We start from the raw sequence: 25554 nt of genomic DNA, 5'->3' as shown, positions 1-25554 counted from the left end.
GGGACCGCGACCGGAAGGAACCGCCATGCCCGTACCCACCCTGGAGGAACTGGCCCCGCACGGCCTTGACCTGGCCTCGAACCCGTATCCCGTCTACGCCGCGCTGCGGGCCGAAGGGCCTGTGCACCGGGTTCTCGTCCCCGGAAGCGGTGAGAGTTGGCTCGTCGTCGCCCATGACGCCGCGCGGGCCGCGCTGACCGACCCCCGTCTGCGCAACGACATCCGCCATTCCGCTTCCTGGCGGAGCGACGGCGGACACGCTGTCGGCCGCAACATGCTCCAGACCGACCCTCCCCGGCACACCCGCCTGCGTCGGCTGGTCGCGGCCCGCTTCACGGCCGGGAGCGTCACCGCCCTGCGCCCGAAGATCGAGGCGGTGGCGCTCGACCTCCTCGACGCGCTGCCGGAGCGGGGCACGGCGGACCTGGTCGCCCGGTACGCGCTGCCCCTGCCCGTCACGGTGATCTGCGACCTTCTGGGCGTGCCCGCGGCCGACCGCGCGGTGTTCCACGCCTGGTCCCACGAACTGGTCCTGCCCACCTCGTCCGAGGCGGCGACCGACGCGGCGAACTCCCTGGCCGAGTACCTCGCGGCTCTGACCGCTCCAGGACACGAACGGCCGGAAGGTCTGCTCGACGACCTGGTGGCGGCCCCGGAAGTCACCCCCGAGGAACTCCTCGGCATGGCCTTCCTGATCCTCGTCGCGGGCCACGAGACGACGGTGGACCTGATCTCCGGAACCGTGCACGCCCTGCTCGCCCATCCGGACCAACTCGCCCTGCTGAGCGCCGAACCGGACCTGATCGACGCCGCCGTCGAGGAGTCCCTGCGCTTCAACTCACCCGTGCATTCCACGGCGTTCCGCTTCGCCGCCGAGCCGCTGGACATCGGCGGCACCCGGATCGAGGCGGGTGACTCCGTGCTGGTCTCGCTCGCCGCGGCCTCCCGCGATCCGCTCCGGTTTCCCGAGCCCGACCGCTTCGACCTACGGCGCCCCACGCGCGGGCACCTCGGATTCGGCCACGGCCTGCATCACTGCCTGGGAGCCCCGCTGGCCCGCACGGAGACGGCCGTCGCCGTGAGCCTGCTGCTGCGTCACCGGCAGGCCCTCGCCTTCGCGACCGACCCGGGCACGCTGACCTGGCGCAGCAGCACCCTCCTGCGGGGACTGGCCGAACTACCTCTGCGGTTCGGCTGAGGCGGACCCCGCCGAGGCCAGAGCCGTGGCCGGATCCAGCGCGGCCGGGCCCACGGGCACCCAGCGTCCCTGTTCCCGCCGGTACGGCCACCAGCGTCCGTCCCGTCCCAGGCGTATCTGGACGGGCGCGTTCACGGCGGTCCATCGATTGCCGACCGCCCGCAAAGCCGGCCGCTCGTCCTCGTCCCAGGCCGAGTGCAGGGCGGCACGCGCGCGTGCCTGCACCTCACCTTCCTCGTCCGGCGTCCACTCCTCCTCCAGTACGGCGAGCGCGGCCGCGCCACCGAGCTCCCACGCGCGCGTGGCGACCGCCAGGGATTGCGGATCGCGCCCCGATCCCTCGGCCAGCCGCTCTCTCACCGCCTCGTCGGATGCGCCGACCGCGAGCCGCACCGCGTCCTGAGCGGCTGTCAGTTCGACGCCTTCGGCGTGCTGGTCGGAGTGCGGGCGGAGGGCCTCCGTGAGCATCCGATGCGCCTCTGCGGCCGTCCGCGCGGCCAGGTGGCGGACGGCGACCGGGTCCACTCCCGGCGCCGGCGGCACCTCGGTGTCCAGGGCGGGCGGAAGACCGGGTACGAGGGGCGGTGCCGGCTGTGCGGGCAACGGCGGCAGGATGTCGCCGGCCGCATACGCCTCGGCGGCGTCCACGCCCTCCGACGCGGAGGCCTCCTCCACGGCAGCGGCGGTGCGGGCCTGGAGGGCGTCCAGGACGCTCTGTTCGCCCCGGCCGCGCATCAGCAGCAGGACGAACGGGTCCCGGTCCAGCAGGCGGGCCATCTGGTAGCAGAGAGCTGCCGTGTGCCCGCAGTGATCCCAGGCTCCGCAGTCGCACTCCGGTTCCAGATCGCCGAGCCCCGGCAGCAGGTCGATGCCGGCGCTCGCCGCGTCCTCCACCAGATGCGTGGGCATCTCGCGGTCCAGGAGCGCGGCGACGTGAGCGGACCGCTCCACGGCCAGGTCGAGGAAACGGTCCCACTGCTCGGCCGACAGCTCGCCCAGCAGGACGTCGGCACGATGGGCGGTCCGGTCACGGTCGAGGACGACGGCCGTGATGCGTCCCGCGCGCACGGACACCGCGCCCACCGCACCCGCGCGGGCGAGCCGTCGCCCCGTCTTCACCTGCCCCGAGTCCAGCGCGGCGTCCTCCAGTGCCCGCAGCCACGCCTGGCCCCACCATGTCTGCGCGAACCCTCGTCCCTGCGCGGGCGGCAATGCCGCGAACGTGCGCTCGGTGTCGATGTCTTGGCCGGTCATCGTGCACCCCCTCGAAGTTCGACCAGGTCCGCGAGCTCGGCGTCCGTCAGCTCGGTCAGGGCCGCCTCGCCGACACCGAGCACCGCGTCGGCCAACTCCCGCTTGCGGTGCAGCATGTCGGCGATCCGGTCCTCGATCGTCCCCTCGGCGATCAACCGGTGCACCTGCACGGGACGGGTCTGCCCGATGCGGTACGCGCGGTCGGTGGCCTGTGCCTCGACGGCCGGGTTCCACCAGCGGTCGTAGTGCACGACGTGCTCTGCCCGGGTGAGGTTCAGGCCGGTGCCCGCGGCCTTCAACGACAGCAGGAACACGGGTACTTCGCCCTCCTGGAACCGCGCCACCATCGCCTCGCGCTCGGCGACCGGTGTCCCGCCGTGCAGGAACTGCGAGGGCAGACCGCGCGCCGCCAGATGGCGCTCGATGAGGCGGGCCATGCGCACGTACTGCGTGAACACCAGGACGCCCGCCCCTTCGGCGAGGATCGTGTCCAGGAGTTCGTCCAGGAGTTCCAGCTTCCCGGAGCGGCCCCCGATCGTGGGCCGCTCCTCCTTGAGGAACTGCGCCGGGTGGTTGCAGATCTGTTTGAGGGCCGTCAGCAGCTTCACGATCAGTCCCCGCCGCGCCATGCTGTCCGCCGCGGCGATCTCCGCGAGGGTCTCCCGCACCACGGCCTCGTACAGGCCGACCTGTTCCGGGGTGAGCGAGACGGCACGGTCGGTCTCGGTCTTCGGTGGCAGCTCCGGGGCGATGCCGGGGTCCGACTTGCGGCGGCGCAGCAGGAAGGGCCGCACCAGCCGGGCCAGCCGCTCCGCTGCGGCAGGGTCCCGGCCGCTCTCGACCGCCTGCGCGTACCGGTCGCGGAACGTGGCCAGCCGGCCCAGCAGGCCTGGAGTCGTCCAGTCGAGGATCGCCCACAGCTCGGACAGGTTGTTCTCGACCGGGGTGCCGGTGAGCGCCACGCGTGCGCGTGCGTTGATCGTGCGGAGTTCACGGGCGGTCGCCGAGTACGGGTTCTTCACGTGCTGGGCCTCGTCCGCGACGACCATTCCCCAGGCCACGTCGGCGAGGCGGCGCGCGTCCAGGCGCATGGTGCCGTACGTGGTCAGCACGAACTCCCCGTCGGCCAGGCCGTCGAGGTCGCGCCGCGGTCCGTGGAAGCGGCGCACGGCCGTACCGGGAGCGAACCTCTCGATCTCGCGCTGCCAGTTGCCCATCAGGGAGGTCGGGCAGACCACGAGGGTGGGGCCGGCCGACGCGCTGTCGGTCTGCCGGTGCAGGTGCAGCGCGATCAAGGTGATCGTCTTGCCGAGCCCCATGTCGTCGGCGAGACAGCAGCCGAGCCCCGAGGACGTCATGCGGGCCAGCCAGTTGAGGCCCCGGCGCTGGTAGTCGCGCAGGGTCGCGGAGAGCGCGGCCGGTTGCGGGACCGGCTCCTGTCCCTCAGGGTCCGAGAGCCGGTCCCTGAGGGCCGCCAGCCATCCGGTGGGCTGTACGTCGACTCTGCGGCCGTCGATCTCGGCGGAGCCCGTCAGAGCGGCGCTCAGGGCGTCGACGGGTGTCACCTTGCGGTCCTGCCGGGCCTGCGCTCGGCGTACCTCGTGCGGATCGACCAGCACCCACTGGTCGCGCAGCCGTACCACTGGGCGGTTCGACTCGGCGAGCCGGTCCAGTTCCTCGCGCGTGAGCCGCTGGTCGCCCAGCGCGAACCACCAGTCGAACGCGAGCAGGGCGTCGGCGGACAGGAACGACGGAGCGCCCGAGGTGACCCGCTCGTCGTCCGGCGGGCCGGCCGTCGCGCGTGTGGTGAGGTTCCTGGCCAGCGCCCTGGGCCAGTGCACCTCGACCCCGATGTGCGCGAGGGCTCGGGTCCCCTCGCCCAGGAGGTCGGTCACCTCCTCGTCCACGAGTTCCACGGCGTCCGGCACCGGTGCCGAGAGCAGCGGTGCGAGCGGCGGCCACGCGCGCGCGGCCCGGCGCAGTGCGAGGAGGACGTCCATCCGCGCGCGTGAGCCGAAGGCCGCCGTTCCCGCCCACACGTCGGCAGCGTCGTCGACCACCGTCGGGTCGCTCACGCTGTGCACCTGGAGCACGGCCCGGAAGGAGGGTTGTTCGTCGGAATCCGGAACCTGGACCTCGGGATCGGCTGCCGGACCCTCGGCGTCGCGATCGCTGACCAGACCCTGGACCTCGATCCGCAAGGAGAGACGTACGCCCGCGTCATGGCCCGCAGCGACCTCCGCCGCCCACGCGCGTTGCTCGGGCAGGTGCTGCGGTTCCTGAGCCGCGTAGGCCGGTCCGCCGGTCACGAAAGGCGCCGCGGGGGACCGGGGCAGGGCGTCCGCGACGGCGTCCAGGAAGGCGCGCAGCAGCTGTTCGGGATCGGGCAGTCGCAGCGGTTCGGCCCCGCTCAGGGGTCCGGCGCTGCTCAGAGGTCCGGCGGTGCTCACGGGCACGGCGTGCGCCTCGGGCGGCATCGCGGCGGCGAGTCGTTGAACGCGCTCGATGTCCGCCGCGCCCAAGGGGCCGATCCGCCAGGCGTCATGGTCTGCCGGGGACAGGCCGGGCAGCAGCAGCCCGCACGCCAAGAACTGGAGGGCGAGCACGGCCGCGGCACCCCAGAACTCGGTGGCGCGATGTCCTTGCGCCGAGGCACGCGCACGCGTGAGGACCGGCAGGGCGGCGCGGACCGGCAGCAGGATCGCGGGCCGGCTCACCAGCTCCGCGCCGCCGCTGCCAGGCACCACGAGAGCCGTCTCCTCGGCCCTTCCCGCCGCCACGGCGGGTGGCGGAGTGCCGTCCGGCCTCCAGAAGGCCACGACGCCGGTGCGGGCCGGGTCTCCCGGCAGGAACACGGCACAGCAGGATGCCAGTGCGGAGATCTCGGACGGTGATGCCGCAGGGAACCTCTGGACGGCGATCGCTACACTCCTCAAACTTGACTACCCGGTCGGAGTGGTCGAGGGTACATCACTCCCCACGGCCGTCTAAGAGCGATCCGAATCCCCTTGTTGATCCGAGTCCGTTCGTGCGGAGGTGTTGCCAACCCCCCTCTGCCCCCGGTGCTGCCCCCCGTCGTCGCACGGGGGCTCGTCGGATGGTCGCGGCAGGTCACCGCTTCGTACGTTTCCTCAGGTCAGAACGTTTCCTGAGAGAGCCGGAGTCCGGACATGCCGCAGAGCACCGCAACCGTCGTACCCCACCCGCGCGGTACGTCCGGCTCACCGCCCGGCCCCAGCGAGTTCACGCCACTCCTGCGCGCGGTCAAGAACCGGGGGCTGCTGGAGCGCCGCCACGGCTGGTACGTCCGGACCATCGCCGTCAACGCATTTGCCTTGGCCGGCCTCGTCACGGTCGTAGCCCTGTCCGGCGACACCTGGCTGACTCTGCTGCTGGCCCCGCTCCTCGCCGTCTTCTCCGCCCGCACCGCCTTCATAGGCCACGACGCGGGCCACGCCCAGATCACCGGCGGCAAGGCGACCGGCCGGGTCATCGGCCTCGTCCACGGCAACCTGCTCCTGGGGATGAGCTACTCCTGGTGGAACCACAAGCACAACCGCCACCACGCCAACCCCAACCACATCGACAAGGACCCCGACGTCGCCGCGGACGTCCTGGTCTTCACCGGCGAACAGGCCAAGCTGCGTACGGGCTTCCGGCGTTGGCTCACCCGCCGGCAGGCCTGGCTGTTCTTCCCCCTCACCCTGCTCGAGGGCATCGCCCTGAAGATCCAGGGCTTCCGGGACCTGCGACGCCAGGCTCCGGGAGAGCGTGCCGTCGAAGGCGCCCTCCTGGTGACCCATGTCATCGCCTACGCCACGCTGCTGCTGACCGTCATGTCCCCCGGCAAGGCGCTGGCCTTCGCGGCGATCCACCAGGCGCTGTTCGGCCTCCACCTCGGGATGTCGTTCGCGCCCAACCACAAGGGCATGGAGATGCCCGACCCGGACGGCGAGTCCTGGGGCCACCTGCGCCGACAGGTGCTCACCTCCCGCAACATCCGCGGCGGCGCCGTCACCGACTGGTTCCTCGGAGGGCTCAACTACCAGGTGGAGCACCACCTCTTCCCCAGCATGCCCCGGCCGCATCTGCGCCTCGCGCAGCCGCTCGTGCGCGCGCACTGCCGGGATCTGGGTATCCCCTACACCGAGACCGGTCTCGTCGACTCCTACCGGCAGGCCCTGAGGCACATGCACGATGTGGGCGAGCCGCTTCGGGCCGACCACTGATCCGGGACGTCTCAGGGGACGGTCTCAGGGATGTCTCAGGGTCGTGGTCCGGAACTGCCGGCAGCCCGGACCCGTTTTTCTGGACAGAGAGCGGCAAGGGCCGCGAAGGAGGCGACAGACATGTCGAAGAACGCGAAGATCGCCGCAGGGGGTGTGGCGGTCGGGCTGCTCCTGCTGATCTGGCTGCCCTGGTGGGCCGCACTCCTGATCGTCCTGGGGGTCCCGGCCGCCGCCTACCTCACCCTGGACCCCTCGCAGCGGCGCAGGCTGCGCCGGGTCACCCGCAAGGAACTCGGCCGCTGACCTCCGCGCACCGGCCGGGAGCACGAGAGGCCCGGCCGGTGCGGAGCGGCGGTTCAGCTGGGGCGTACGGCCAGCTTGTCGAGGGCGGCCAGCAGCCCCGGCAGCTCCGGACCCCGCCCCACCGGCAGGACCTCCCCGGGCTCGTCGTCCAGGAGCACGAACGCGATGTCGTCGGTCCGGGCCACCAGCGACCACCCGGGGCCGTCGGCCCGCAGCGTCCGGGAGTCGCCCGACGCGAACGAGGACCTGACACGGCCGAGGGGCGGCGGCGACTCGATGTAGGCGCGGGCCTCCGCGAGCACGCGCCGCACACCGCTGTGGCCTTTGCCCGTCGTCCTCCCGGCCCCGCCCGCGGTGTCCGTGACCGAACCTGTGTCGTCCGAGGAGCCACTCTCCGCGATGCCCCCGCCGGAGGCCTGGCCGTTCGAGGAGCTGTCTGCCGAGGAGCTGCCTCCGGAGGGGCCTTGGTCCGCAGCCTTCTCCCCGGAGGCCTTCTCGTCGGAGGTCTTCCCTGCGGAGGTCTTCTCGGACGCGGCCGACGCGCCGCCCGGTTTCGCGAAGGCCGAGTCGTCGATCTGCTCGCGCCACATCGCCCACTGGAGCGCGATCTCGTCGGCACCCAGCCGCCGCTGGGCCGATCCCCAGGTCGTGGTGTCCGGGGGCGCGAGCACGGGACCGTAGGCGGCATCGGCTTCCGGGTCGTGCGGCGCCGGCACGCCGGGCGCGGCGACCGCGACCGCGAGGGGCCAGCCGGGCAGCGCGGCCACCACGGTGTGCTCCTCGGGCGACAGTTCGTACTCCATGCCGCAGTCCCAGGACGCGATCGCCACTGCCACCAGGGAGACGTCGTCGATGACGACCGTCCACCGGGCGCCGGCCCCGTCCTGGCCGATCACCAGGCCGTACCCGTCGGCCAGCGGCGCCAGGCCGAGCGCCGCGCACGCCTCCGGATAGTCGTCGCCCAGCACGCTCGGGAACTTCGCCGGCGTCAGCAGCACCGCCGTCAGCACATAGAGCGCGTCCTCCGCGGCGGCGACGGCGTCCTCGTCCGTCCCGGCCATCCCAGCCTCCCCATCGGTAAGTCCAACGGCGCGCACCCTAGTGGGCGGGGAAGGCGCTTGTCACGACTGGCAAGAACACCCGGAGCTGCTGTTTTCCGGCTGGACGGGGCGAATCGACCATCCTTTGGTCGTCGATCCTTCGGTCGTCGATCAGGCCGCCGGCAGTCCGAGGAGCGCACGGGCCACCTCACGCGGCGACTCGTCGCGCTCCCGGGCGAGAGCGATGACGGCCCGGCACGCGAGTTCGTTGACGCCGAACGACAGCGCTTCCGGCGACACCCAGGTCGCGGCCTCCTCGAGCCGCTCCTGGTCGTCCTCGGCGCAGGCCGAGACATACGCGGCGGCGGCCTCGAACAGGTTGTGCGTCCGAGTCTCCCTCTCGGGCTGCTCCTCGATGCGCATCGCGTTCACGAACCGGGTGCCTGACTTGCGGATCCTGCCCCACATGGCGACCACCCTTCCCCCTGAGTGACGTGGTCCTGTCGAACATGCATCTTCCCCGTTCGGCATGGGTCCGCGCATCAGCGGCAGAAGAGGGACACGCCGTGCCGCAGGCCGGAAAGCCGTCAACCCACTTTATGAGGCGGGATACTTGTGGCCTCTCACGATGTGGCTACCAAGGGGGCGAATCGGTGAACTCTGCCGGACGGAACGGCCGTTGGGACGAAGGAGACCGTCGGGGCGAACGGCACGCGGTCGTCGTGGGCGGCAGCCTCGCGGGGCTCCTCGCGGCGCACGCCCTGGCCGGGCACGCCGACCGGGTGACCGTCGTCGAGCGCGACCGGTTCCCGGACGGGCCCAAGCCCCGTCCCGGCGTCCCTCAGGGCCGGCATCCGCACGTCCTGCTGAAGGGCGGCCAGCAGGCCCTGGAGGCGCTGCTGCCGGGCTTCCTGGACGAACTGCGGGAGGCGGGCGCCCCTCGGGTGGGCATGCCGTCCGACATGGTGATGTGGCAGAACGGCCGCTGGTTCCGCCGGTATCCGGCCAGCACACACATCTACACCGGGTCCCGTGCGCAACTGGAGGAGCTGGTCCGGCGGCGGGTCCTCGCCGACCCGGTGATCAGCGTCGTGGACGGGACCGATGTCGTCGGACTCCTCGGTGACGCCTCGCGCGTGCGGGGCGTACTCCTGCGGGAGCGCTCCGGCGACGCCCACGCCGAGTCGCGGCCCCTGGAGGCCGATCTGGTGGTGGACGCCTCCGGCGGCGGAACCAAAGCCCCTCAATGGCTCACGGAGATCGGCGCCGAGGCCCCGCCGGAGGAGACCATCGACACCGGGCTCGCCTACGCCTCCCGCGTCTACCGCGGTCCCGGCGGCGCCCTCGACGGCGACACCCTCGGCTACTACGTCTACCCCGGCCCCGACCAGGTCCACGGGGGCGGCGCGCTGCCTCTGGAGGACGGCAGCCACCTGGTGATCGTCTCGGGGCTGCGCGGCGACGAACCACCCACGGGCGACGAAGAGTTCGTGACGTACACCAAGAGGCTGGGGCATCCGCTCCTGGACCGGTGGCTGGCCGACGCCGAGCCCCTCTCCCCGGCGTTCGGCTACCGGCGTACCGCCAACGTGCGCCGCCGCTACGACCTGCCGGGCCGCCCGGCGGGCTTCCTCGCCACCGGCGACGCCCTGTGCACGTTCAACCCGATCTACGGCCAGGGCATGGCCGTGGCCGCGATGAGCGCGGTCGCTCTGCGCGACGCCCTGGCCGACCCTCGTCGCACGCCCACGACACGGCGCGTGCAACAGGCGCTCCTCGCCGCGTCCCGGCAGGCGTGGGACATTTCCGCGGGCGCCGACCGGAAGATGCCCGGAGCGGTCGGCAGCGCGCTCACCGGCGGACCGGCCGACCAGGTCGCCGGATGGTACCTGCGCCGGGTGCAGGAGCGAGCTCCCGGCGATCCCCTCGTGGGCAGTGCCTTCCGTGCCGTGCTGACCCTCTCGGCCCCCGTCGGCGCCCTGTTCGCACCGCCCGTGGCCAGGGCCGTCCTCTTCGGTCCGGTCCCGCCGACCCCCGCCGAGCCGCCGACGGCGCCGGAGGAGCCCGGTTCGCGCAGGTGACGATCATTGCGGGCGGGTGACCTCCGGCAGTGGCGGAGCGGGGAGGTCACCCGGTGGTGGTGAGACGGCGCTGGAGTTCCTCTTCCGACAGATCCTCGACGTGCGTCAGAAAGACCCACACGTGCCCTGAGGGGTCCTTCAGGATGACCGTGCGGTCACCGTGGAACATGTCCTGCGGAGGTTGGAGGATCTCGGCGCCGGCGGCCTCCGCGCGCTTCGCCAGGCCGTCCACGTCCGGCACGAAGACATGCAGTGCGACGGAGGTGCCGCCGCCGAGCGAGGCGGGCGCGGCGAAGGCGCCGGACTCCGCTTCGTCCACGGTGGCATCGCCCAGCATCAGGGCCGACTGCCCGATGGTGATCTCGGCGTGCAGGATCCCGCCGCCCGGGGCGTCGAGCCTGAAATCCTCGCGGGCGCCGAACGCCCGCTGGTAGAAGTCGATCGCCGTGGCGGCGTCGTCGACCATGATGTGCGGGATCACCGCATAGCGGTAACGGTCGGGGATCACGGCATGGGCTGAGCGCTCGGTCACGGCGAACCTCCACGAAAAGACGCCGCCGGTCGGTCCCGCGGCCCTGGAAGGAACGTAGAAGCTCAAGTCCGATTGAGGTCAAGCGCCGATGTGGTCCTGCGGTGCCCCGGATCCGCTGTCGAGTGCGGCGATCGTCTCCCGCAGCCAGCCGAGTTCGGCCCGGGACGTGGCACGTGCGATGACCAGCACCCCGCGACGGAAGGGGTCGTCCAACTCCTCGGCGCTCAACGGCCGGTCGCCGTCGTAGAAGAAGCTGGCGGGCTCCTCCAGGAACGCGAGCCGTCGTCGCAGTACGGCCGCCTGCGCGCCGGGGTCGTCCAGGTGCCGGAGGAAGGCGAGGACGGTGAACCACCGGTTCTCGTCGGTGATGTCGCGCCTGACCGGTTCGGCGAGCCGGCGCCTCAGCTCTCGCCGGCCCTCGTCGGTGAGCGTCAGGACGTGCCGGGGCGCGGCCACTGCGCCGGGTTCCGTCGCCCGCGCCAGCAGTCCCGCCGTCTCCAGGCGCTTGATCGCCGGGTACAGCGTGCTCTCGGCGACCGGCCGCACGTGTCCGGCCAGTGCGGTGATGCGTTTGCGCAGCTCATAGCCGTGCAGCGGGGTGTCGTAGAGGAATCCGAGGATGGCCATCTCCAGCATGCGCGCATTCTGTCGTACCGACGCTGTACCTCTCCAGTGGTGTACATCTAGTACGCAATACATCGGTGCCGATGTATTGTCCTGGTGGGCACACGAGGGAGGGCACCATGGAGCAGGCCGAGTTCGACGGCAGGGGAAGCCGGATCCGCTGGACCGAGACGCCCGGCGCGGAGCCGGCGCGCGTGTATGTGCACGGGCTGGGGGCGGTCTCGGCCGTCTACCACGCGCACATCGCGGCCCGGGCCGAACTCGCGGGGCGGAGAAGCCTGTTCGTCGACCTGCCCGGCCACGGGGCCAGCGACCGTCCCCAGCACTTCGGCTACACACTGGAGGACCACGCGGACGCCCTGGCGGTCGTGCTGGACGCGGCAGGCCTGGCCGGTGTCGAGCTGATCGCGCACAGCATGGGCGGGTCGGTCGCGCTCGTCCTCGCTCACCGCAGGCCCGAGCTCGTCTCCCGGCTGGTCCTGACGGAGGCCAACCTCGACCCGTCGCCCCCGTCCTCGGCGGGCAGCACCTGGATCGACGCCTACGAGGAGGACGACTTCGTCGCAGGCGGCCACGCGCGCGTGCTCGAGAAGGCGGGCCCACTGTGGGCGGCGACCATGCGGCTGGCCGACCCGCGCGCCCTGCATCGCAGCGCGGCCGGCCTCAGACGCGGATCGGTCCCCATGATGCGTGCGATTCTCGAAGCGCTGCCCATGGAGCGCGTGTACCTCCAGGGCGAGCTCACCGGCGAACTCGAAGGACGCGAGGGCCTGGAAGCGGCGGGCGTGCGTGTCCTGACCGTGCCCGGCGCCGGCCACAACGTCATGTTCGAGAATCCCGACGCCTTCGTGGCCGCGGTCGCCGGGACGGGGTGAGCGCGGTCAGTCCCCGTGCGCACACCCGGGGCCGGGGTGCGCAACGTCAGTTCTCGCGCACAGCCAATGCCAGAAATCGGGCGGCCTCGTCGGTGTACGACGTCATGTGCCACCCCGAACCGGCCAGCAGCGGACGGAGGTTGGCTTCCGCGCGCAGATCCTCGGGGGTGATCTGTCGGCCCTGTCGTGCGGCCAGCGCCGCTCTGCCGACGGGGTGGAACAGGGCCAGGACGCCGCCGGGCCGCACGACTCGGGCCAACTCGCGCAGATTCTCTGCCGGTTCGGGCAGGTGCGAGATCAGGCCCGCGCCGAACACGGCATCGAGCGACCGCGAGCGCAGCGGCAGCGCGGTCACGTCGGCGAGCAGCAGCCGCCCGTCCCGGTCCCTGCCCGCCCCTACGGCAGCCTCCAGCATGGCCGAGGTCAGATCGGCTCCCACGACCACTCCTGTGGGCCCCACGGCCGCGCGCAGGGGCGTCAGGGCCCGTCCGGTGCCGCAGCCCGCGTCGAGTACCCGGTCGCCCTCCCGCAGGCCGAGGTCGGCGACCGCGGCGGCGTAGGCGGGACCGTCGTCCGGAAACCTGCGGTCCCAGTCGGCCGCACGGGCCGAGAAGAACTCCTGCACATGCGTGTGGTCGTCGCTCATGGTTCGCATGATCCCTCACCGACACGGACGAATCCCCGGCGCACACGTTCGAGCGTGACGCGATCGTTCAGATGCCTGTCTGTGTCATATTGCAGCACCTTTCGAAATGCGCCCTCTTTGTGCGCCCCTGACCCCACTAGCGTCCCTTGGCCATGGGACACCTGGACCACGCAGCCCTGGGCTGGCTGACGCCCACACTCTCGTACGTCATGGCGTGCATCGGAGCCGCCCTCGGCCTGCGCTGCACCGTCCGCGCGCTCGGAGCGACCGGCCGTTCACGCCGCAACTGGCTGATCACCGCCGCCTCGGCCATCGGGACCGGCATCTGGACCATGCACTTCGTGGCCATGCTCGGCTTCAGCGTGAGCGGCACCGACATCCGCTACGACGTACCCCTGACCATCGCGAGCCTCCTGGTCGCCATGGTCGTCGTCTCCGCGGGCGTCTTCGCGGTCGGCTACGGCCGTGACCGGATCCGCGCCCTCTTCCTGGGCGGACTCACCACCGGGCTGGGCGTGGCGAGCATGCACTACCTGGGCATGGCGGCCGTCCGACTGCACGGTCACGTCGACTACGACCCTGCGCTCGTCGGCCTCTCGGTCCTGATCGCGGTCGTCGCGGCGACGGCAGCTCTCTGGGCGGCGCTCAACATCAAGTCACCTGTCGCCGTCACCATCGCCTCGCTCATCATGGGGGCCGCGGTCAGCAGCATGCACTACACCGGGATGTTCGCGGTGAGCGTGCGGGTCGCGCCCTCCGGGGCCCTCCTGCCCGGCGCCACGGCGATGCAGTTCATCTTCCCGCTCGCCGTCGGTCTCGGCTCCTACCTCTTCCTGACCTCGGCCTTCGTCGCGCTGTCGCCCACGACAGGAGAGCGCGAGGCCACCGCCTCGGCCCAGCGCGCGGCCGAGACCGTCCCCTCATAGCCGCGGCGTCCCTCCAGGCGGCGGATCCGAGCCCCGGACGGCCCCGACGAGACGCCCCGAACCACTCCCGAGCGAGGAGGCCATGCGTACACCGCGTAGGACCCTCACAGCCGGCGCCGAGCCGCTGCCCCAGACACCCGCGCGCGGCCGCCGCGCCCACGCCGGACCGCCGGCCGACGAAGTGCCCGACGACACGGCGGGCCCGGCACCGGAGGACATACCCGCGCGGCCGGGACACTGGCGGATACGCCCGCGCACCGTCCGCGCGAAGATCGTCTGCCTGCTGATGGTGCCCGTCGTCTCGCTGCTCGCCCTGTGGGCGTACGCGACCGTCAGCACCGCCCAGGACGTCTCCCGGCTGCGGCAGTTGCAGCGAGTGGACGACTCCGTGAGGTCGCCCGTCGCCGATGCCGTCACCGCGCTCCAGGCGGAGCGGTCCGCCGCGGTCCGCTACGCCACCGACCCGTCCGCGGCGCAGAGCGACGACCTCCGTGCACTCGCCGCACGCACCGACCAGGCCGTGGCCCGGCTGCGGCTCGGCGACCACAACACCGTCGCCGACGGCGAGGAACTGCCCACCGGTGTCGCCCGGCGCCTCGAAGCCTTCGTGACAGCCGTCGAGCAACTGCGGCCCCTGCGCGCCGCCGTGCTGGACCGCAGCGCCGGATGGGACGAGACGTACGGCCGCTACACCAGGACCATCACCGGTGCCTTCGCGGTGGGCGGTGCCCTCACCGGCATCCAGGACGCCCAGCTCGGCTCCGACGCGCGCGTCCTGCTCGAGTTCTCCCGCGCGGGGGAGTCACTGGCCCAGGAGGACGCCGTGCTGGCGAGCGCGCGCCTGTCGGGCGTCCTCGCCGGCGAGCGGCTGCGGCTGTTCACCGGGGCCGTCGACACCCGCCGGGCCTTCACCGAGAGCGCCGTGGCCGACCTGCGCGGCTCCGACCGCGACGCCTGGCGGAAGGTCGCCGACAGCGGTGCCTTCGCCACCGTGACCGCGGCGGAGGACCGGACACTCGCCGCCGCTCCCGGCGCGCGTGCGGTGAAGTCGACGCCGGAGACCACCTGGCAGACGGCACACGCGCGGGTGCAGAGCGGCATGCGGGCCGTCCAGCAAACCGCCGGAAGCGGGGTCGCCCACCGCGCCGATCCGTTCACCCGGGGGCTGCTCACCCCTGCGGGCGCAGCGGTCCTTCTCGGGCTCGTCGCCGTCGCCGCGTCCCTGGTCATCTCCGTACGCATCGGCCGCGGCCTCGTCGTCGAACTCGTGAGCCTGCGCAACAGCGCCCTGGAGATCGCCCGCCGCAAACTCCCGGACGCCATGGACAGGCTGCGGGCCGGCGACGAGATCGACGTCCGGTCCGTGGCTCCGCCCGGGCCGCCCGCCGAGGACGAGACCGGCCAGGTCGCCGAGGCACTCGCCACCGTGCACCGCGCCGCACTGCGGGCCGCGGTGGAGCGCGCCGAACTCGCCAGCGGCATCTCCGGCGTCTTCGTCAACCTCGCCCGCCGCAGCCAGATCCTCGTCCACCGCCAGCTGAGCCTGCTCGACAGCATGGAACGCCGCTCCGACGACCCCAACGAACTGAGCGACCTCTTCCGGCTCGACCACCTCACCACCCGCATGCGCCGTCACGCGGAGAGCCTGATCATCCTCTCCGGCGCCGCACCCGGCCGCGCCTGGCGCATGCCGGTGTCGCTGACCAACGTGGTGCGCGCGGCCGTGTCCGAGGTCGAGGACTACGCGCGCGTGGAGGTGCGTCAGCTGCCCGACGCGTCCGTCGTCGGCGCCGCCGTCGCCGACCTCACCCACCTGCTGGCCGAGGTCATCGAGAACGCCGCCCAGTTCTCACCGCCCCACACGCGTGTGCGCGTCACCGGCGAACCCGTCGGCAACGGCTACGCCGTCGAGGTCGAGGACCGCGGCCTGGGCATGGGCAAGGAGACCCTTGCCGAGGCCAACCGCCGGATCGAACAGTCGGAGGCGCTCGACCTGTTCGACAGCGACCGGCTGGGCCTGTTCGTGGTCAGCAGGCTCGCGGCCCGCCACGGCATCAAGGTGCACCTGCGCACCTCGCCCTACGGCGGTACCACCGCGGTCGTCCTGCTGCCGACGGCGCTGCTGCACAGCAAGGCGGCGGAACGTTCACCCGCCGAAGGCGCCGAGGCCGGCAGGGCCGCCGAAGCCGTCGACCGGGAACGGTTTGCGCACCGCGAATACGCGCGCGTGTCCGCCGAAGAATACGCGCGCGTGTCCGCCGAAGAATACGCGCGCGTGTCCGCCGAAGAATACGCGCGCGTGTCCGCCGAACGGGACCAGGAGTCCGTCCCCGCCTCCGCCGAGCGGCCCGCCCTGGTGGCCCCCCGCGCGGTCGCGGCCGACCGGGGAGCGCCCGACCGGGCAACGGCCGACCGGGGAACGACCGACACACCGCCTGCCGGAGTGACCGCCTTGCGCCTGCACCGACCGTCCGAGGAGCCGGAGGAGTCGGACGACCTGCCCCGCCGGGTCCGCCAGGCGAGCCTCGCCCCCCAACTGCGCGAGCAGCGCTCGCAGGAACCGGCCCCGGCGACCGGCCGCAGAGACGACGAGGGCCGTTCACCCGAGGTCGTGAGGGATCGGATGGCCGCGTACCGGGACGGCTGGGCGCGCGGGGGCGGCAGGCAGCCCGGGCGCGGCGCCACCCCAGATTCCCCAGCGGGCAGAGACAGCAGCGAAGGAGACCGAAGATGATCCAGGACCCGAACATGAGGGCCGACATGGGGGTCCCCCCGCGCGAGCGGAACCGGGAGTGGGGGAGGTCCGGCGAACTCGACTGGCTGCTGGACGACCTGGTGCTGCGGGTGAGCGAGGTACGGCACGCCGTGGTGCTGTCCAACGACGGCCTCGCCGTGGGGTCCTCCACGGACCTGCGCCGCGAGGACGCGGAGCACCTCGCGGCCGTCTCCTCCGGCTTCCACAGCCTCGCGAAGGGCGCAGGCCGCCACTTCGGGGCCGGGGGAGTGCGCCAGACCATGGTCGAGATGGACGACGGCTTCCTGTTCGTGGCCGCCGCGGGAGACGGCTCCTGTCTCGCCGTCCTCACCGCGGTGACTGCGGACATCGGCCTGGTCGCCTACGAGATGGCACGGCTGGTCAAACGCGTCGGTGAGCACCTCTACACGGCGCCGCGCGTGGGCGCGCGGCCGCCCGCCGGATGAGAGCGAAGGGCGGTCGGCAGGCATGACCCAGGACAGGACGGGCGTCCCGCACGACCAGGGAAGCCAGTGGTACGACGGCGAGGCCGGGCCTCTCGTCCGCCCCTACGCGATGACGGGAGGACGCACCAGACCAGGCCCCACCGGGGTGCGTTTCGACCTGATCGCCCTCGTCACCCTGGACGCGGGCGCGCCCGGCCCGGGCGAGGACAGCGTCCTCGGGCCTGAACACCGGGCCCTGATCGACCTGTGCCGCACCGAGACGCAGTCGGTGGCGGAACTCGGCGCGGGCGCCGACCTGCCCGTCGGCGTGGTCAGGGTGCTCCTGGGGGACCTCCTGGAACTCGGCTGTGTCACCGTCAGCCGACCGGTACCCCCCGCACAGCTTCCCGACGAACGGATTCTGCGCGAGGTGATCGAAGGGCTTCGGGCCCTGTAGATGAACGTTCAGAACCGGGCAATAAGCGGTCGAACCGCCCGAAGGCGAGCCCTGGTTGTCATGATGCTGATTTCGCGACCCCGTGCCGACGTCGCCGCCCGTTGCCGGCCCTCCCGAGAGAAGTGATCAATGGTCTCCGAGAACTCCGACGCCCAGGACGGCGAACCGACCGCCCTCGCGCTGAAGATACTGGTCGCCGGCGGTTTCGGCGTGGGCAAGACCACCCTGGTGGGCGCGGTCAGCGAGATCAGGCCGCTGCGCACCGAGGAACTGCTCAGCGAGGCCGGCCAACTGGTGGACGACACCGACGGCGTGGACCAGAAGGTCACCACGACCGTCGCCATGGACTTCGGCCGCATCACCATCCGCTCCGGCCTGTCCCTCTACCTCTTCGGCACCCCCGGCCAGGACCGCTTCTGGTTCCTGTGGGACGAGTTGTCCCAAGGAGCCCTGGGCGCCGTCGTCCTCGCCGACACCCGGCGCCTGGAGGACTGCTTCCCGGCCGTGGACTACTTCGAGCACCGGCACATCCCGTTCGTGGTGGCCGTCAACTGCTTCGCCGGCGCCCGGAGCTACGGCGCCCACGACGTGTCCCGCGCGCTCGACCTCGACCAGGGCACTCCCGTGGTGCTCTGCGACGCGCGGGACCGTGACTCGGGCAAGGAGGTGCTCATCCGCCTGGTCGAGTACGCCGGGCGCATGCACACCGCCCGGCTGCTCGACTCGGTGGGCTGACGGGGCGGACCCGTCAGTCGGCGACGCGCTTCTCCGCCAGCACCTTGTCGATCCGCACGCGGACGAGGAGTTCGCCCGGAACGCCGTTGCGGGCCGCGAACTCCTCGGCTCGCTCCTCGCCCATGTACCGTGCGCCGATCCGGCCGGCCCAGTGACGGACCTCGTCGAGATCCTCCGACAGCCGGGCCCGGCCCTGCACCACCACGTAGTCGAAGGGCGGCCGGTCGTCGTCCACGCACAGGGCGACACGCCCGTCCCGCGCCAGATTGCGCCCCTTGACGGTGGCCTTCCCGGTGTTGAACACCAGATCGTCACCGTCGAGCACGAACCAGATCGGCGCCACATGCGGGCTCCCGTCGGACCGGACGGTGGACAACTTGCCGGTGCGGGTGCCGTACGAGACGAACTCCCGCCATTCCTCATCGGTCATCTTCTGTGCCATGTCCCCATTCTCCTTGCCCCGTTGACGGTCGTGGGGAAGGCTTGCGGGAGATCCTCCGGGCTGGAGGAGACGTCACACGGGGAGACGGGACACATGCCGGAGAAGCAGGGCCTCGGCTGGCTGCTGGACGATCTGACCGAGCGCGTCGACCATGTCCGGCACGCGCTGGTGCTGTCCAACGACGGACTGGTGACGGGCGCGAGCACGGGACTGCGCCGCGAGGACGCGGAACATCTCGCCGCCGTCTCGTCCGGACTGCACAGCCTCGCCAAGGGCTCGGGCCGCCACTTCGGCGCGGGGCAGGTACGGCAGACGATGATCGAGTTCGACGACGCGGTGCTGTTCGTCACCGCGGCCGGCACCGGTAGCTGTCTGTGCGTGCTCAGCGGTTCGGACGCCGACATCGGCCAGATCGCCTACGAGATGACACTGCTCGTCAACCGGGTCGGCGAGCATCTCGACGTGGACGCCCGCCAGCCCGAGCGGAGCTCGCCGACAGACCTCTGACCTGCGAGTTCTTCGCCCCCCGTGGAGTTATCCACAGGCCCGCCACGCATCTCGCCCCAACGGCTACGGTGTGTGACACAGCGAACGCACACAGCGTGAGCGACGACTCCACGGGGGAGCGATCATGTCGAACAGCACGATGACCCAACTCCAGCGCCACTCCTGCACACCCAGCCGCGCGGCACGCGAACTGGGCCTCAAGCGCAGCGAGTTCGATCTCGCCGTCCACCTCGGTCTGATCCGGACGATGCCCGACGAAGGAGGCGGAGGCCGCCGCGTGACTCCTTCGGAGCTCGACCGGCTGCGGGCGACGGACGGCTTCCCGGACACACTGCGTGAGCGGGTGCGGCTCGTGGGCACCGCCGAGGGCGCGGAGGTCATGGACATCCCCGTCGGCAGGTTCACCCGCCTGGCCCGCCTCGGTCTGATCTCGCCGGTGCGTTTTTATCTCAACAGGTACCGGACCGTCGTGTGGCTGTATCTGGCCACGGAACTCGAGGAGTTCACGACGATCGAGGAGAACAAACCGCTGCTGACCGGGCGACGCATGCCCGAAGGTCTGCGCGACATGCTGGACGAGGGCGTCGACCTGCGCGCCCGCAACTGGCGCGGACGCCACCGGGGATTCCTTTTGCGCCTCGCCGAAGAACCCTGGGAGAGCGCCGGAGTCCTCGCCGCCTTCCTCGACCCCGCTCAGATCGCGGAGCTTGTCCCGGACCCCTACGACCGCTCCCACCTGAGCCGTTTCCGGCCCGGACCGCCCGCCCACGGGGCGCTGGGCTCACCTGCCGCGCACCTCGTCGAGAAGCTCATGACCGCGGACGACCCGGCGGAGATCGAATGGCTGAGGAGCGAGCTGGTCCACGTCCTGGACGACGCCCGACGCTTCCGGCCCGCACCACGCCCGGCGGCGTCCCGGCGGACACCTGCCGCCCCGCCACCTGCGGAGCCGGCGGCGCCGGCTCCGCCGCAGGAACCGTCCCGCGGCGGCCTGCTGGGCTGGCTCCGGCGCAGAAGCGCCTGAGCGCCCCACCTACAGCGCCCGGAACAGCCCTTCCTGGACGACGGACACCAGAAGACGTCCCTCCAGGTCGTAGATCCGGCCGCGTGCCAGGCCGCGTCCGCCCGTCGCGACCGGCGACTCCTGGTCGTACAGGAACCACTCGTCCGCGCGGAACGGCCGGTGGAACCACATGGCGTGGTCCAGCGACGCGATGTCGAAGGTCCGCGGGCCCCAGAGGGGTTGGACCGGGAGGCGGACCGCGTCCAGCAGGGTCATGTCGCTCGCGTAGGTCAGCGCGCAGGTGTGCACGACCGGGTCGTCACCCAGCGGCCCGACCGCGCGCATCCACACCGCACTGCGCGGCTCGGCGTCCTTGACCTCCTCGGCGCTCCAGCGCAGCCGGTCCACGTACCGGATGTCGAAGGGCTGGCGGCGCGCCATCCGCTCCAACTGCTCGGGCAGCTCGCCCAGGTGCTCCCGGATCTCGTCGCCGACCCGCGGCAGGGACTCCGGGTCCGGGACCTTGCGGGCGGGCGGCAGCTGGTGCTCGAACGGACCTTCCTCAGGCTTGTGAAAGGAGGCGGTGAGATTGAAGATCGTGCGACCCTGCTGCACCGCGGTGACCCGGCGGGTGGTGAACGACCGCCCGTCCCGCACCCGCTCGACCTGGTACACGATCGGCACGCCGGGCCGGCCCGGACGCAGGAAGTACGCGTGCAGCGAGTGCACCGGGCGGTCGCCCTCCGTGGTGCGGGCGGCGGCCACCAGGGCCTGGCCCGCGACCTGGCCGCCGAAGACCCGCTGGAGGGACTCGTGCGGGCTTCGGCCACGGAAGATGTTGACCTCGATCTGCTCCAGGTCGAGCAGGTCGACGAGCCTCTCGGCCGGGTTCGTCATCGGTGGGATTCTCCTTGGCTCACAACGGGGCTACGGCTCGCGAGGGGCCGCGCGCTCACAACTGGCCCCGGGCTCACAGCTGGCCGACGTCGGTGACCCGGACGACCGCGCGGCCCTCCGCGTCGGACGCGGTGAGGTCGACCTCCGCACTGATGCCCCAGTCGTGGTCGCCGTTCGGGTCGGCGAAGGTCTGGCGGACGCGCCACAGCCTGTTCTCCGGCTCCTCCTCGATCCGCAGCAGCTTCGGGCCGCGTGCGTCGGGGCCGGTGCCGAGGTCGTCGTACTCGTCCCAGTACTTGTCCATCGCCTCGCCCCACGCGTCGGCGTCCCAGCCGGCGTCGGCGTCCATCTCGCCGAGCTCCTCGACCTGGTCCAGGGCGGCGAGTTCCACGCGGCGGAACATGGCGTTGCGGACCAGGACCCGGAAGGCGCGCGCGTTGGTGGTGACCGGCTTGACCTCGTCGGCCCTCTCCTGAGCCTCCTCGGCGGTCATCACCTCCGGGTTGGCGAGCTGCTCCCACTCGTCCAGGAGGCTGGAGTCGACCTGGCGGACCGTCTCGCCGAGCCACTCGATCAGGTCCTGGAGGTCCTCGGACTTCAGGTCGTCCGGGATGTTGTGGTCGAGCGCCTTGTACGCGCTCGCGAGGTAGCGCAGCACGATGCCCTCGGTGCGGGCCAGCTCGTAGAAGGACACCAACTCCGTGAAGGACATGGCCCGTTCGTACATGTCACGGATGACGGACTTCGGGGAGAGCGGATGGTCGCCGACCCACGGATGGCTCTTGCGGTACGTGTTGTACGCGTGGAAGAGCAGCTCCTCCAGGGGCTTCGGGTAGCTGACGTCCTGAAGGCGCTCCATGCGCTCCTCGTACTCGACGCCGTCCGCCTTCATCGCGGCCACCGCCTCGCCCTTGGCCTTGTTCAGCTGGGCGACGAGGATCTGCCGGGGGTCGTCCAGCGTGGACTCCACGACCGACACCATGTCCAGGGCGTAGGACGGCGATTCGGGGTCGAGCAGCTCGAACGCGGCGAGCGCGAACGTGGACAGCGGCTGGTTGAGCGCGAAGTCCTGCTGGAGGTCGACGGTGAGGCGGACGATCCGGCCGGCGGCGTCGGGCTCGTCGAGCTTCTCGACGATGCCGCCGTCCAGCAGCGAACGGTAGATGGCGATCGCCCGCCGGATGTGCCGCAGTTGCTGCTTGCGCGGCTCGTGGTTGCCCTCCAGGAGGTGCCGCATGGCCTCGAAGGCGTTGCCCGGGCGGGCGATCACCGACAGGAGCATGGTGTGGGTGACCCGGAAGCGGGACGTCAGCGGCTCCGGCTCGGAGGCGATCAGCTTCTCGAAGGTGCTGTCCGACCAGGCGACGAATCCCTCGGGTGCCTTCTTGCGGACGACCTTGCGGCGCTTCTTCGGATCGTCACCGGCCTTGGCGAGCGCCTTCTCGTTCTCGACGACGTGCTCGGGCGCCTGGGCGACGACAAAGCCCGCGGTGTCGAAGCCGGCCCGGCCTGCGCGCCCCGCGATCTGGTGGAACTCACGGGCACGCAGGGTGCGGACACGGTTGCCGTCGTACTTGGTCAGCGCCGTGAACAGCACCGTGCGGATGGGCACGTTGACACCGACGCCAAGGGTGTCGGTACCGCAGATGACCTTCAGCAGACCGGCCTGGGCGAGCTTCTCCACCAGCCGCCGGTACTTGGGCAGCATGCCGGCGTGGTGGACGCCGATGCCGTGGCGGACGTAACGGGAGAGGTTGCGGCCGAACTTTGTGGTGAAGCGGAAGTTGCCGATCAGCTCGGCGATCTGGTCCTTCTCCTCGCGCGAGCACATGTTGATGCTCATCAGCGCCTGCGCCCGCTCCACGGCCTGCGCCTGTGTGAAGTGCACGATGTAGACCGGTGCCTGCTTGGTCTCCAGGAGCTCGGTCAGGGTCTCGGTGAGCGGGGTGAGCCTGTACTCGTAGGAGAGCGGGACGGGGCGGGTCGCCGAGCGGACCACCGACGTCGGCCGCCCGGTGCGCCGGGTGAGGTCCTTCTCGAACATCGAGACGTCGCCGAGCGTGGCCGACATCAGGATGAACTGCGCCTGCGGGAGCTCCAGGATCGGGATCTGCCAGGCCCAGCCGCGGTCCGCCTCCGCGTAGAAGTGGAACTCGTCCATGACGACCTGGCCGACGTCCGCCTGCTTGCCGTCGCGCAGCGCGATCGACGCGAGGACCTCGGCGGTGCAGCAGATCACGGGCGCGTCGGCGTTGACGGAGGCGTCACCGGTCAGCATGCCGACGTTCTCGGTGCCGAACATCTTGCACAGCTCGAAGAACTTCTCCGAGACCAGCGCCTTGATGGGCGCGGTGTAGAAGGTGACCTCGTCGCGCGCCAGGGCGGCGAAGTGGGCGCCCGCCGCGATCATGCTCTTGCCGGAGCCGGTGGGCGTCGACACGATCACGTTCGCGCCGGAGACCACCTCGATCAGCGCCTCCTCCTGGTGGGGGTAGAGCGTGAGACCCCGCTCCCCGGCCCACGACTCGAAGGCTTCGTAGAGGGCGTCGGGGTCTGCGGTCTGCGGCAGCTGATCGATGAGGGTCACGGACCCATCTTGCCTGGCCTCCTGCCCTACAGGGGAATCGGTTGTCGGCAGGAAGATCATGACCAGTACGCTGTGTCGCCGACGGAGCGTCAGCGCAGCCGGTCAACTGGACGGTGGCACACGAGGAATGGGGCGGGCAACGCCGATGATGGGACCAGCACACTCACTGTCGGGCGCCGCGGCCTGGCTGGGCGTAGGAGCGGCTGCCGCCGCCACGGGGCACACCATGCCGTGGCCCGTGCTGCTGGCCGGAGCGCTGATCTGCGCTGGTGCCGCGCTCGCTCCCGACCTCGACCACAAGGCGGCCACGATCTCGCGGGCCTTCGGGCCGGTCTCACGGGCCTTGTGCGAGATCGTCGACAAGCTCTCCTACGCCGTCTACAAGGCCACCAGGAAGCAGGGCGACCCTCGTCGTTCCGGCGGTCACCGCACGCTCACGCACACCTGGCTGTGGGCCGTCCTGATCGGGGTGGGCTGCTCGGTGGCGGCGATCACCGGCGACCGGTGGGCCGTGCTGGCGATCCTCTTCGTGCACATGGTGCTGGCCATCGAGGGCCTGCTGTGGCGGGCCACCCGGGGTTCGAGTGCCGACGTCCTGGTCTGGCTGCTGGCCGCGACGAGTGCGTGGATCATCGCCGGTGTCCTGGACAAGCCGGGCAACGGCTCGGACTGGCTGTTCACCCAGCCCGGCCAGGAGTACATGTGGCTGGGACTGCCGGTGATCCTGGGTGCGCTCGTGCACGACATCGGGGACGCGCTGACGGTGTCGGGCTGCCCGATCCTGTGGCCGATCCCGGTGGGTCGCAAGCGCTGGTACCCCATCGGACCGCCGAAGGTGATGCGGTTCCGCGCGGGCAGCTGGGTCGAGCTGAAGGTGCTGATGCCGGCGTTCATGCTGCTCGGGGGAGTGGGCTGCGCGGCGGCGCTGAACTTCATCTGAGGCCGGGGCGCGGGGGGACTGTTACGCCCCCGGGCCCGGGGGCGTCGGGGGCGGCCGGTCGGTCAGCCGTCCTGGCCGGTCCCGCCGCCGTACCGCCGCTCGAAGGCGGCGACGCGCCCCTCGGAGTCCACCGTGCGCGCCTTCCCGGTGTAGAAGGGGTGGCTCTCCGAGGAGATCTCCACGTCCACCACCGGGTAGGTCTCGCCGTCGTCCCACTCGATGGTCTGATCGCTGGTCGCGGTGGAGCGGGTCAGGAAGGCGTAACCGGCGGAGCGGTCACGGAAGACGACCTCGTGGTAGGCGGGGTGCTTGTCCTGCTGCATGGCGGCTCCTCGTGTGCTGCGGGTGTCGTGCTCTCAGCCGTGTTCTCAGCCGTCTCTTCAGCCGTCTTCTCAGCCGGACAGGGTCTCCTCGTCCACGATGTGCATCGCCGCCTCCTCGGCGGACGCCGCGGCGCCGTCGATGCCCACGTCCGTGGCGACCAGCGCGCTCTCCTCGTCCTCGTGAGCCCCTTCGTCGGGGGCCACGAGACGACCGGAGCGCATCGCGCCGACCTCGTTGTCCAGGAGTTCGCCGTCGGTGCCGTCCACGTCGCCGATGCCGTCGCCGTCGGACGGCACGTAGTCGGGGAGTTCCTCGGCGAGCCGCTGGTCCAGCGTCTCGCCCTCCCGGCGCTCCGCGGCGGTCACGCCGGTGTGCTCCACCGCCCACGGTCTGTCCGGTGGGGACCAGCCGCGGTCGAGGGGGTCGTCGACCCCGTCGTCCTCCAGGGTGTCCTCCGCGTCGAGCAGCCCCGCGTCGTCCTGGATCTCGGAGCCGTCGGGCTGGTAGACGTCGTCTCCCCATCCGTCGGAGCTGTCCACGGGTACCTCCAGGTGAAGGGGACGGGCCCGATCCTCCGCAGCCCAGGCGGGCCACGGACCGCCGGGGCACTTGCCGCGCCCGCAGGCGGCCCGAGCCGCCCGCACGCGCTCCCTGAGCCGGTGCTGCTGTCCAGCCTTCCACCCCGGTTCGGGACCGCGCAACGCCAGGGGCGCTGCGCTCGCTGGAGCGAGGGTCTCCGGGGCCGGGGCGCGCAGTGGGGCGGGGGTGGGCGGG

The 25554-nt window shown here is 71.7% G+C and carries 25 protein-coding genes; 13 read left to right on the top strand and 12 right to left on the bottom strand.

Translation table 11 applies throughout. The features are described 5' to 3' along the window. The first annotated feature begins 25 nt into the window (after nt 1–25). Entirely contained in the window at nt 26–1198 is a 1173-nt protein-coding gene (locus H295_RS0120595) for a cytochrome P450 family protein (RefSeq protein ID WP_020137237.1), read from the top strand. Here the strand turns inward: H295_RS0120595 and H295_RS0120590 are convergent. Further along, a complete protein-coding gene (locus H295_RS0120590; RefSeq protein ID WP_020137236.1) occupies nt 1178–2452 on the bottom strand; it encodes an SWF or SNF family helicase in 1275 nt (424 codons plus the stop codon). The genes H295_RS0120595 and H295_RS0120590 overlap by 21 nt on opposite strands. Beyond that, nucleotides 2449–5307 carry a DEAD/DEAH box helicase gene (locus H295_RS0120585; RefSeq protein WP_234021643.1) on the bottom strand — a complete coding sequence of 953 codons (2859 nt, stop codon included), beginning with the start codon at nt 5305–5307 and terminating at the stop codon, nt 2449–2451. The genes H295_RS0120590 and H295_RS0120585 overlap by 4 nt, the downstream gene beginning before the upstream one ends. Nucleotides 5308–5622: 315 nt before the next feature. On the opposite strand from H295_RS0120585, the gene H295_RS0120580 reads away from it, so the two are divergent. Further along, a complete protein-coding gene (locus H295_RS0120580; protein WP_020137234.1) occupies nt 5623–6681 on the top strand; it encodes a fatty acid desaturase family protein in 1059 nt (352 codons plus the stop codon). Nucleotides 6682–6801: 120 nt separating this feature from the next. Then, nucleotides 6802–6984: a hypothetical protein gene (locus tag H295_RS0120575; protein WP_020137233.1), complete on the top strand. Its 183-nt coding sequence runs from the start codon at nt 6802–6804 to the stop codon at nt 6982–6984. A 53-nt stretch (nt 6985–7037) separates the two neighbouring features. On the opposite strand, the gene H295_RS0120570 is transcribed toward H295_RS0120575, so the two are convergent. Both H295_RS0120570 and H295_RS0120565 read right to left on the bottom strand, forming a co-directional pair. Further along, entirely contained in the window at nt 7038–8045 is a 1008-nt protein-coding gene (locus tag H295_RS0120570) for a hypothetical protein (RefSeq protein WP_020137232.1), read from the bottom strand. 150 nt (nt 8046–8195) lie between these two features. After that, complete coding sequence (locus H295_RS0120565) at nt 8196–8492, bottom strand: hypothetical protein (protein ID WP_020137231.1); 297 nt, start codon at nt 8490–8492, stop codon at nt 8196–8198. Nucleotides 8493–8746: 254 nt separating this feature from the next. Here H295_RS0120565 and H295_RS0120560 point away from each other — a divergent pair, with 254 nt between their 5' ends. Beyond that, nucleotides 8747–10105 (top strand): NAD(P)/FAD-dependent oxidoreductase, encoded by a 1359-nt coding sequence (locus tag H295_RS0120560; RefSeq protein WP_020137230.1) that lies wholly within the window; start codon nt 8747–8749, stop codon nt 10103–10105. Between the two features lie 46 nt (nt 10106–10151). Here H295_RS0120560 and H295_RS0120555 read toward each other — a convergent pair whose 3' ends face one another. Both H295_RS0120555 and H295_RS0120550 read right to left on the bottom strand, forming a co-directional pair. Beyond that, on the bottom strand, nt 10152–10637 hold the full coding sequence (locus H295_RS0120555; protein WP_020137229.1) for a VOC family protein: 486 nt from the start codon (nt 10635–10637) through the stop codon (nt 10152–10154). A 78-nt stretch (nt 10638–10715) separates the two neighbouring features. Next, entirely contained in the window at nt 10716–11273 is a 558-nt protein-coding gene (locus tag H295_RS0120550; protein ID WP_020137228.1) for a PadR family transcriptional regulator, read from the bottom strand. Nucleotides 11274–11380: 107 nt separating this feature from the next. Between H295_RS0120550 and H295_RS0120545 the strand changes: the two genes are divergently transcribed. Beyond that, nucleotides 11381–12136, top strand: a complete 756-nt coding sequence (locus H295_RS0120545; protein ID WP_020137227.1) for an alpha/beta fold hydrolase — start codon at nt 11381–11383, stop codon at nt 12134–12136. 46 nt (nt 12137–12182) lie between these two features. Here the strand turns inward: H295_RS0120545 and H295_RS0120540 are convergent, their stop codons facing one another. Continuing rightward, nucleotides 12183–12782: a class I SAM-dependent methyltransferase gene (locus tag H295_RS0120540; protein WP_020137226.1), complete on the bottom strand. Its 600-nt coding sequence runs from the start codon at nt 12780–12782 to the stop codon at nt 12183–12185. A 152-nt stretch (nt 12783–12934) separates the two neighbouring features. Between H295_RS0120540 and H295_RS0120535 the strand changes: the two genes are divergently transcribed. The 5 genes from H295_RS0120535 (at nt 12935) to H295_RS0120515 (ending at nt 18080) form a co-directional block, all read left to right on the top strand. Next, nucleotides 12935–13708 (top strand): MHYT domain-containing protein, encoded by a 774-nt coding sequence (locus H295_RS0120535; RefSeq protein ID WP_020137225.1) that lies wholly within the window; start codon nt 12935–12937, stop codon nt 13706–13708. 82 nt (nt 13709–13790) lie between these two features. Next, on the top strand, nt 13791–16442 hold the full coding sequence (locus H295_RS0120530) for a nitrate- and nitrite sensing domain-containing protein (RefSeq protein WP_020137224.1): 2652 nt from the start codon (nt 13791–13793) through the stop codon (nt 16440–16442). Beyond that, nucleotides 16439–16909, top strand: coding sequence for a roadblock/LC7 domain-containing protein (locus H295_RS0120525; protein ID WP_020137223.1), 471 nt, complete (start codon nt 16439–16441; stop codon nt 16907–16909). The genes H295_RS0120530 and H295_RS0120525 overlap by 4 nt, the downstream gene beginning before the upstream one ends. A gap of 22 nt (nt 16910–16931) precedes the next feature. Continuing rightward, nucleotides 16932–17345: a DUF742 domain-containing protein gene (locus tag H295_RS0120520; RefSeq protein WP_020137222.1), complete on the top strand. Its 414-nt coding sequence runs from the start codon at nt 16932–16934 to the stop codon at nt 17343–17345. Between the two features lie 129 nt (nt 17346–17474). Next, a complete protein-coding gene (locus H295_RS0120515; protein ID WP_020137221.1) occupies nt 17475–18080 on the top strand; it encodes a GTP-binding protein in 606 nt (201 codons plus the stop codon). A 13-nt stretch (nt 18081–18093) separates the two neighbouring features. On the opposite strand, the gene H295_RS0120510 is transcribed toward H295_RS0120515, so the two are convergent. After that, nucleotides 18094–18522, bottom strand: coding sequence for a PPOX class F420-dependent oxidoreductase (locus H295_RS0120510; RefSeq protein WP_020137220.1), 429 nt, complete (start codon nt 18520–18522; stop codon nt 18094–18096). A 93-nt stretch (nt 18523–18615) separates the two neighbouring features. Here H295_RS0120510 and H295_RS0120505 point away from each other — a divergent pair, with 93 nt between their 5' ends. Further along, nucleotides 18616–19029: a roadblock/LC7 domain-containing protein gene (locus H295_RS0120505; protein WP_020137219.1), complete on the top strand. Its 414-nt coding sequence runs from the start codon at nt 18616–18618 to the stop codon at nt 19027–19029. A gap of 124 nt (nt 19030–19153) precedes the next feature. After that, nucleotides 19154–20053, top strand: coding sequence for a DUF6397 family protein (locus H295_RS0120500; RefSeq protein ID WP_020137218.1), 900 nt, complete (start codon nt 19154–19156; stop codon nt 20051–20053). A gap of 9 nt (nt 20054–20062) precedes the next feature. Here the strand turns inward: H295_RS0120500 and H295_RS0120495 are convergent, their stop codons facing one another. Together H295_RS0120495 and H295_RS0120490 are read right to left on the bottom strand one after the other, a co-directional pair. After that, entirely contained in the window at nt 20063–20929 is an 867-nt protein-coding gene (locus H295_RS0120495) for an acyl-CoA thioesterase (RefSeq protein WP_020137217.1), read from the bottom strand. Between the two features lie 73 nt (nt 20930–21002). Beyond that, on the bottom strand, nt 21003–23516 hold the full coding sequence (locus H295_RS0120490; RefSeq protein ID WP_020137216.1) for a DEAD/DEAH box helicase: 2514 nt from the start codon (nt 23514–23516) through the stop codon (nt 21003–21005). 145 nt (nt 23517–23661) lie between these two features. On the opposite strand from H295_RS0120490, the gene H295_RS0120485 reads away from it, so the two are divergent. Further along, the gene (locus H295_RS0120485; RefSeq protein ID WP_028809566.1) at nt 23662–24456 is read left to right on the top strand and encodes a metal-dependent hydrolase; all 795 of its coding nucleotides are present in this window, start codon (nt 23662–23664) and stop codon (nt 24454–24456) included. Between the two features lie 62 nt (nt 24457–24518). Here the strand turns inward: H295_RS0120485 and H295_RS0120480 are convergent, their stop codons facing one another. Both H295_RS0120480 and H295_RS0120475 read right to left on the bottom strand, forming a co-directional pair. Continuing rightward, nucleotides 24519–24779: a type B 50S ribosomal protein L31 gene (locus H295_RS0120480; protein WP_020137214.1), complete on the bottom strand. Its 261-nt coding sequence runs from the start codon at nt 24777–24779 to the stop codon at nt 24519–24521. A gap of 69 nt (nt 24780–24848) precedes the next feature. Then, nucleotides 24849–25319, bottom strand: coding sequence for a DUF5709 domain-containing protein (locus H295_RS0120475; protein ID WP_020137213.1), 471 nt, complete (start codon nt 25317–25319; stop codon nt 24849–24851). Between the last annotated feature and the right edge of the window lie 235 nt (nt 25320–25554).

This window comes from Streptomyces sp. 351MFTsu5.1 (genome assembly GCF_000383655.1).
GTDB classification, from domain to species: Bacteria; Actinomycetota; Actinomycetes; order Streptomycetales; family Streptomycetaceae; genus Streptomyces; species Streptomyces griseorubiginosus.
This window is presented reverse-complemented; position numbering and strand designations above follow the sequence as displayed.

Excerpts from the sequence above, each read along its gene's own strand:
- H295_RS0120595 (WP_020137237.1), top strand. The coding sequence starts at position 26 with ATGCCCGTACCCACCCTGGAGGAACTGGCCCCGCACGGCCTTGACCTG.
- H295_RS0120590 (WP_020137236.1), bottom strand. The coding sequence starts at position 2,452 with ATGACCGGCCAAGACATCGACACCGAGCGCACGTTCGCGGCATTGCCG.
- H295_RS0120580 (WP_020137234.1), top strand. The coding sequence starts at position 5,623 with ATGCCGCAGAGCACCGCAACCGTCGTACCCCACCCGCGCGGTACGTCC.
- H295_RS0120575 (WP_020137233.1), top strand. The coding sequence starts at position 6,802 with ATGTCGAAGAACGCGAAGATCGCCGCAGGGGGTGTGGCGGTCGGGCTG.
- H295_RS0120570 (WP_020137232.1), bottom strand. The coding sequence starts at position 8,045 with ATGGCCGGGACGGACGAGGACGCCGTCGCCGCCGCGGAGGACGCGCTC.
- H295_RS0120565 (WP_020137231.1), bottom strand. The coding sequence starts at position 8,492 with ATGTGGGGCAGGATCCGCAAGTCAGGCACCCGGTTCGTGAACGCGATG.
- H295_RS0120550 (WP_020137228.1), bottom strand. The coding sequence starts at position 11,273 with ATGCTGGAGATGGCCATCCTCGGATTCCTCTACGACACCCCGCTGCAC.
- H295_RS0120545 (WP_020137227.1), top strand. The coding sequence starts at position 11,381 with ATGGAGCAGGCCGAGTTCGACGGCAGGGGAAGCCGGATCCGCTGGACC.
- H295_RS0120540 (WP_020137226.1), bottom strand. The coding sequence starts at position 12,782 with ATGAGCGACGACCACACGCATGTGCAGGAGTTCTTCTCGGCCCGTGCG.
- H295_RS0120535 (WP_020137225.1), top strand. The coding sequence starts at position 12,935 with ATGGGACACCTGGACCACGCAGCCCTGGGCTGGCTGACGCCCACACTC.
- H295_RS0120530 (WP_020137224.1), top strand. The coding sequence starts at position 13,791 with ATGCGTACACCGCGTAGGACCCTCACAGCCGGCGCCGAGCCGCTGCCC.
- H295_RS0120525 (WP_020137223.1), top strand. The coding sequence starts at position 16,439 with ATGATCCAGGACCCGAACATGAGGGCCGACATGGGGGTCCCCCCGCGC.
- H295_RS0120520 (WP_020137222.1), top strand. The coding sequence starts at position 16,932 with ATGACCCAGGACAGGACGGGCGTCCCGCACGACCAGGGAAGCCAGTGG.
- H295_RS0120515 (WP_020137221.1), top strand. The coding sequence starts at position 17,475 with ATGGTCTCCGAGAACTCCGACGCCCAGGACGGCGAACCGACCGCCCTC.
- H295_RS0120510 (WP_020137220.1), bottom strand. The coding sequence starts at position 18,522 with ATGGCACAGAAGATGACCGATGAGGAATGGCGGGAGTTCGTCTCGTAC.
- H295_RS0120505 (WP_020137219.1), top strand. The coding sequence starts at position 18,616 with ATGCCGGAGAAGCAGGGCCTCGGCTGGCTGCTGGACGATCTGACCGAG.
- H295_RS0120500 (WP_020137218.1), top strand. The coding sequence starts at position 19,154 with ATGTCGAACAGCACGATGACCCAACTCCAGCGCCACTCCTGCACACCC.
- H295_RS0120495 (WP_020137217.1), bottom strand. The coding sequence starts at position 20,929 with ATGACGAACCCGGCCGAGAGGCTCGTCGACCTGCTCGACCTGGAGCAG.
- H295_RS0120485 (WP_028809566.1), top strand. The coding sequence starts at position 23,662 with ATGATGGGACCAGCACACTCACTGTCGGGCGCCGCGGCCTGGCTGGGC.
- H295_RS0120480 (WP_020137214.1), bottom strand. The coding sequence starts at position 24,779 with ATGCAGCAGGACAAGCACCCCGCCTACCACGAGGTCGTCTTCCGTGAC.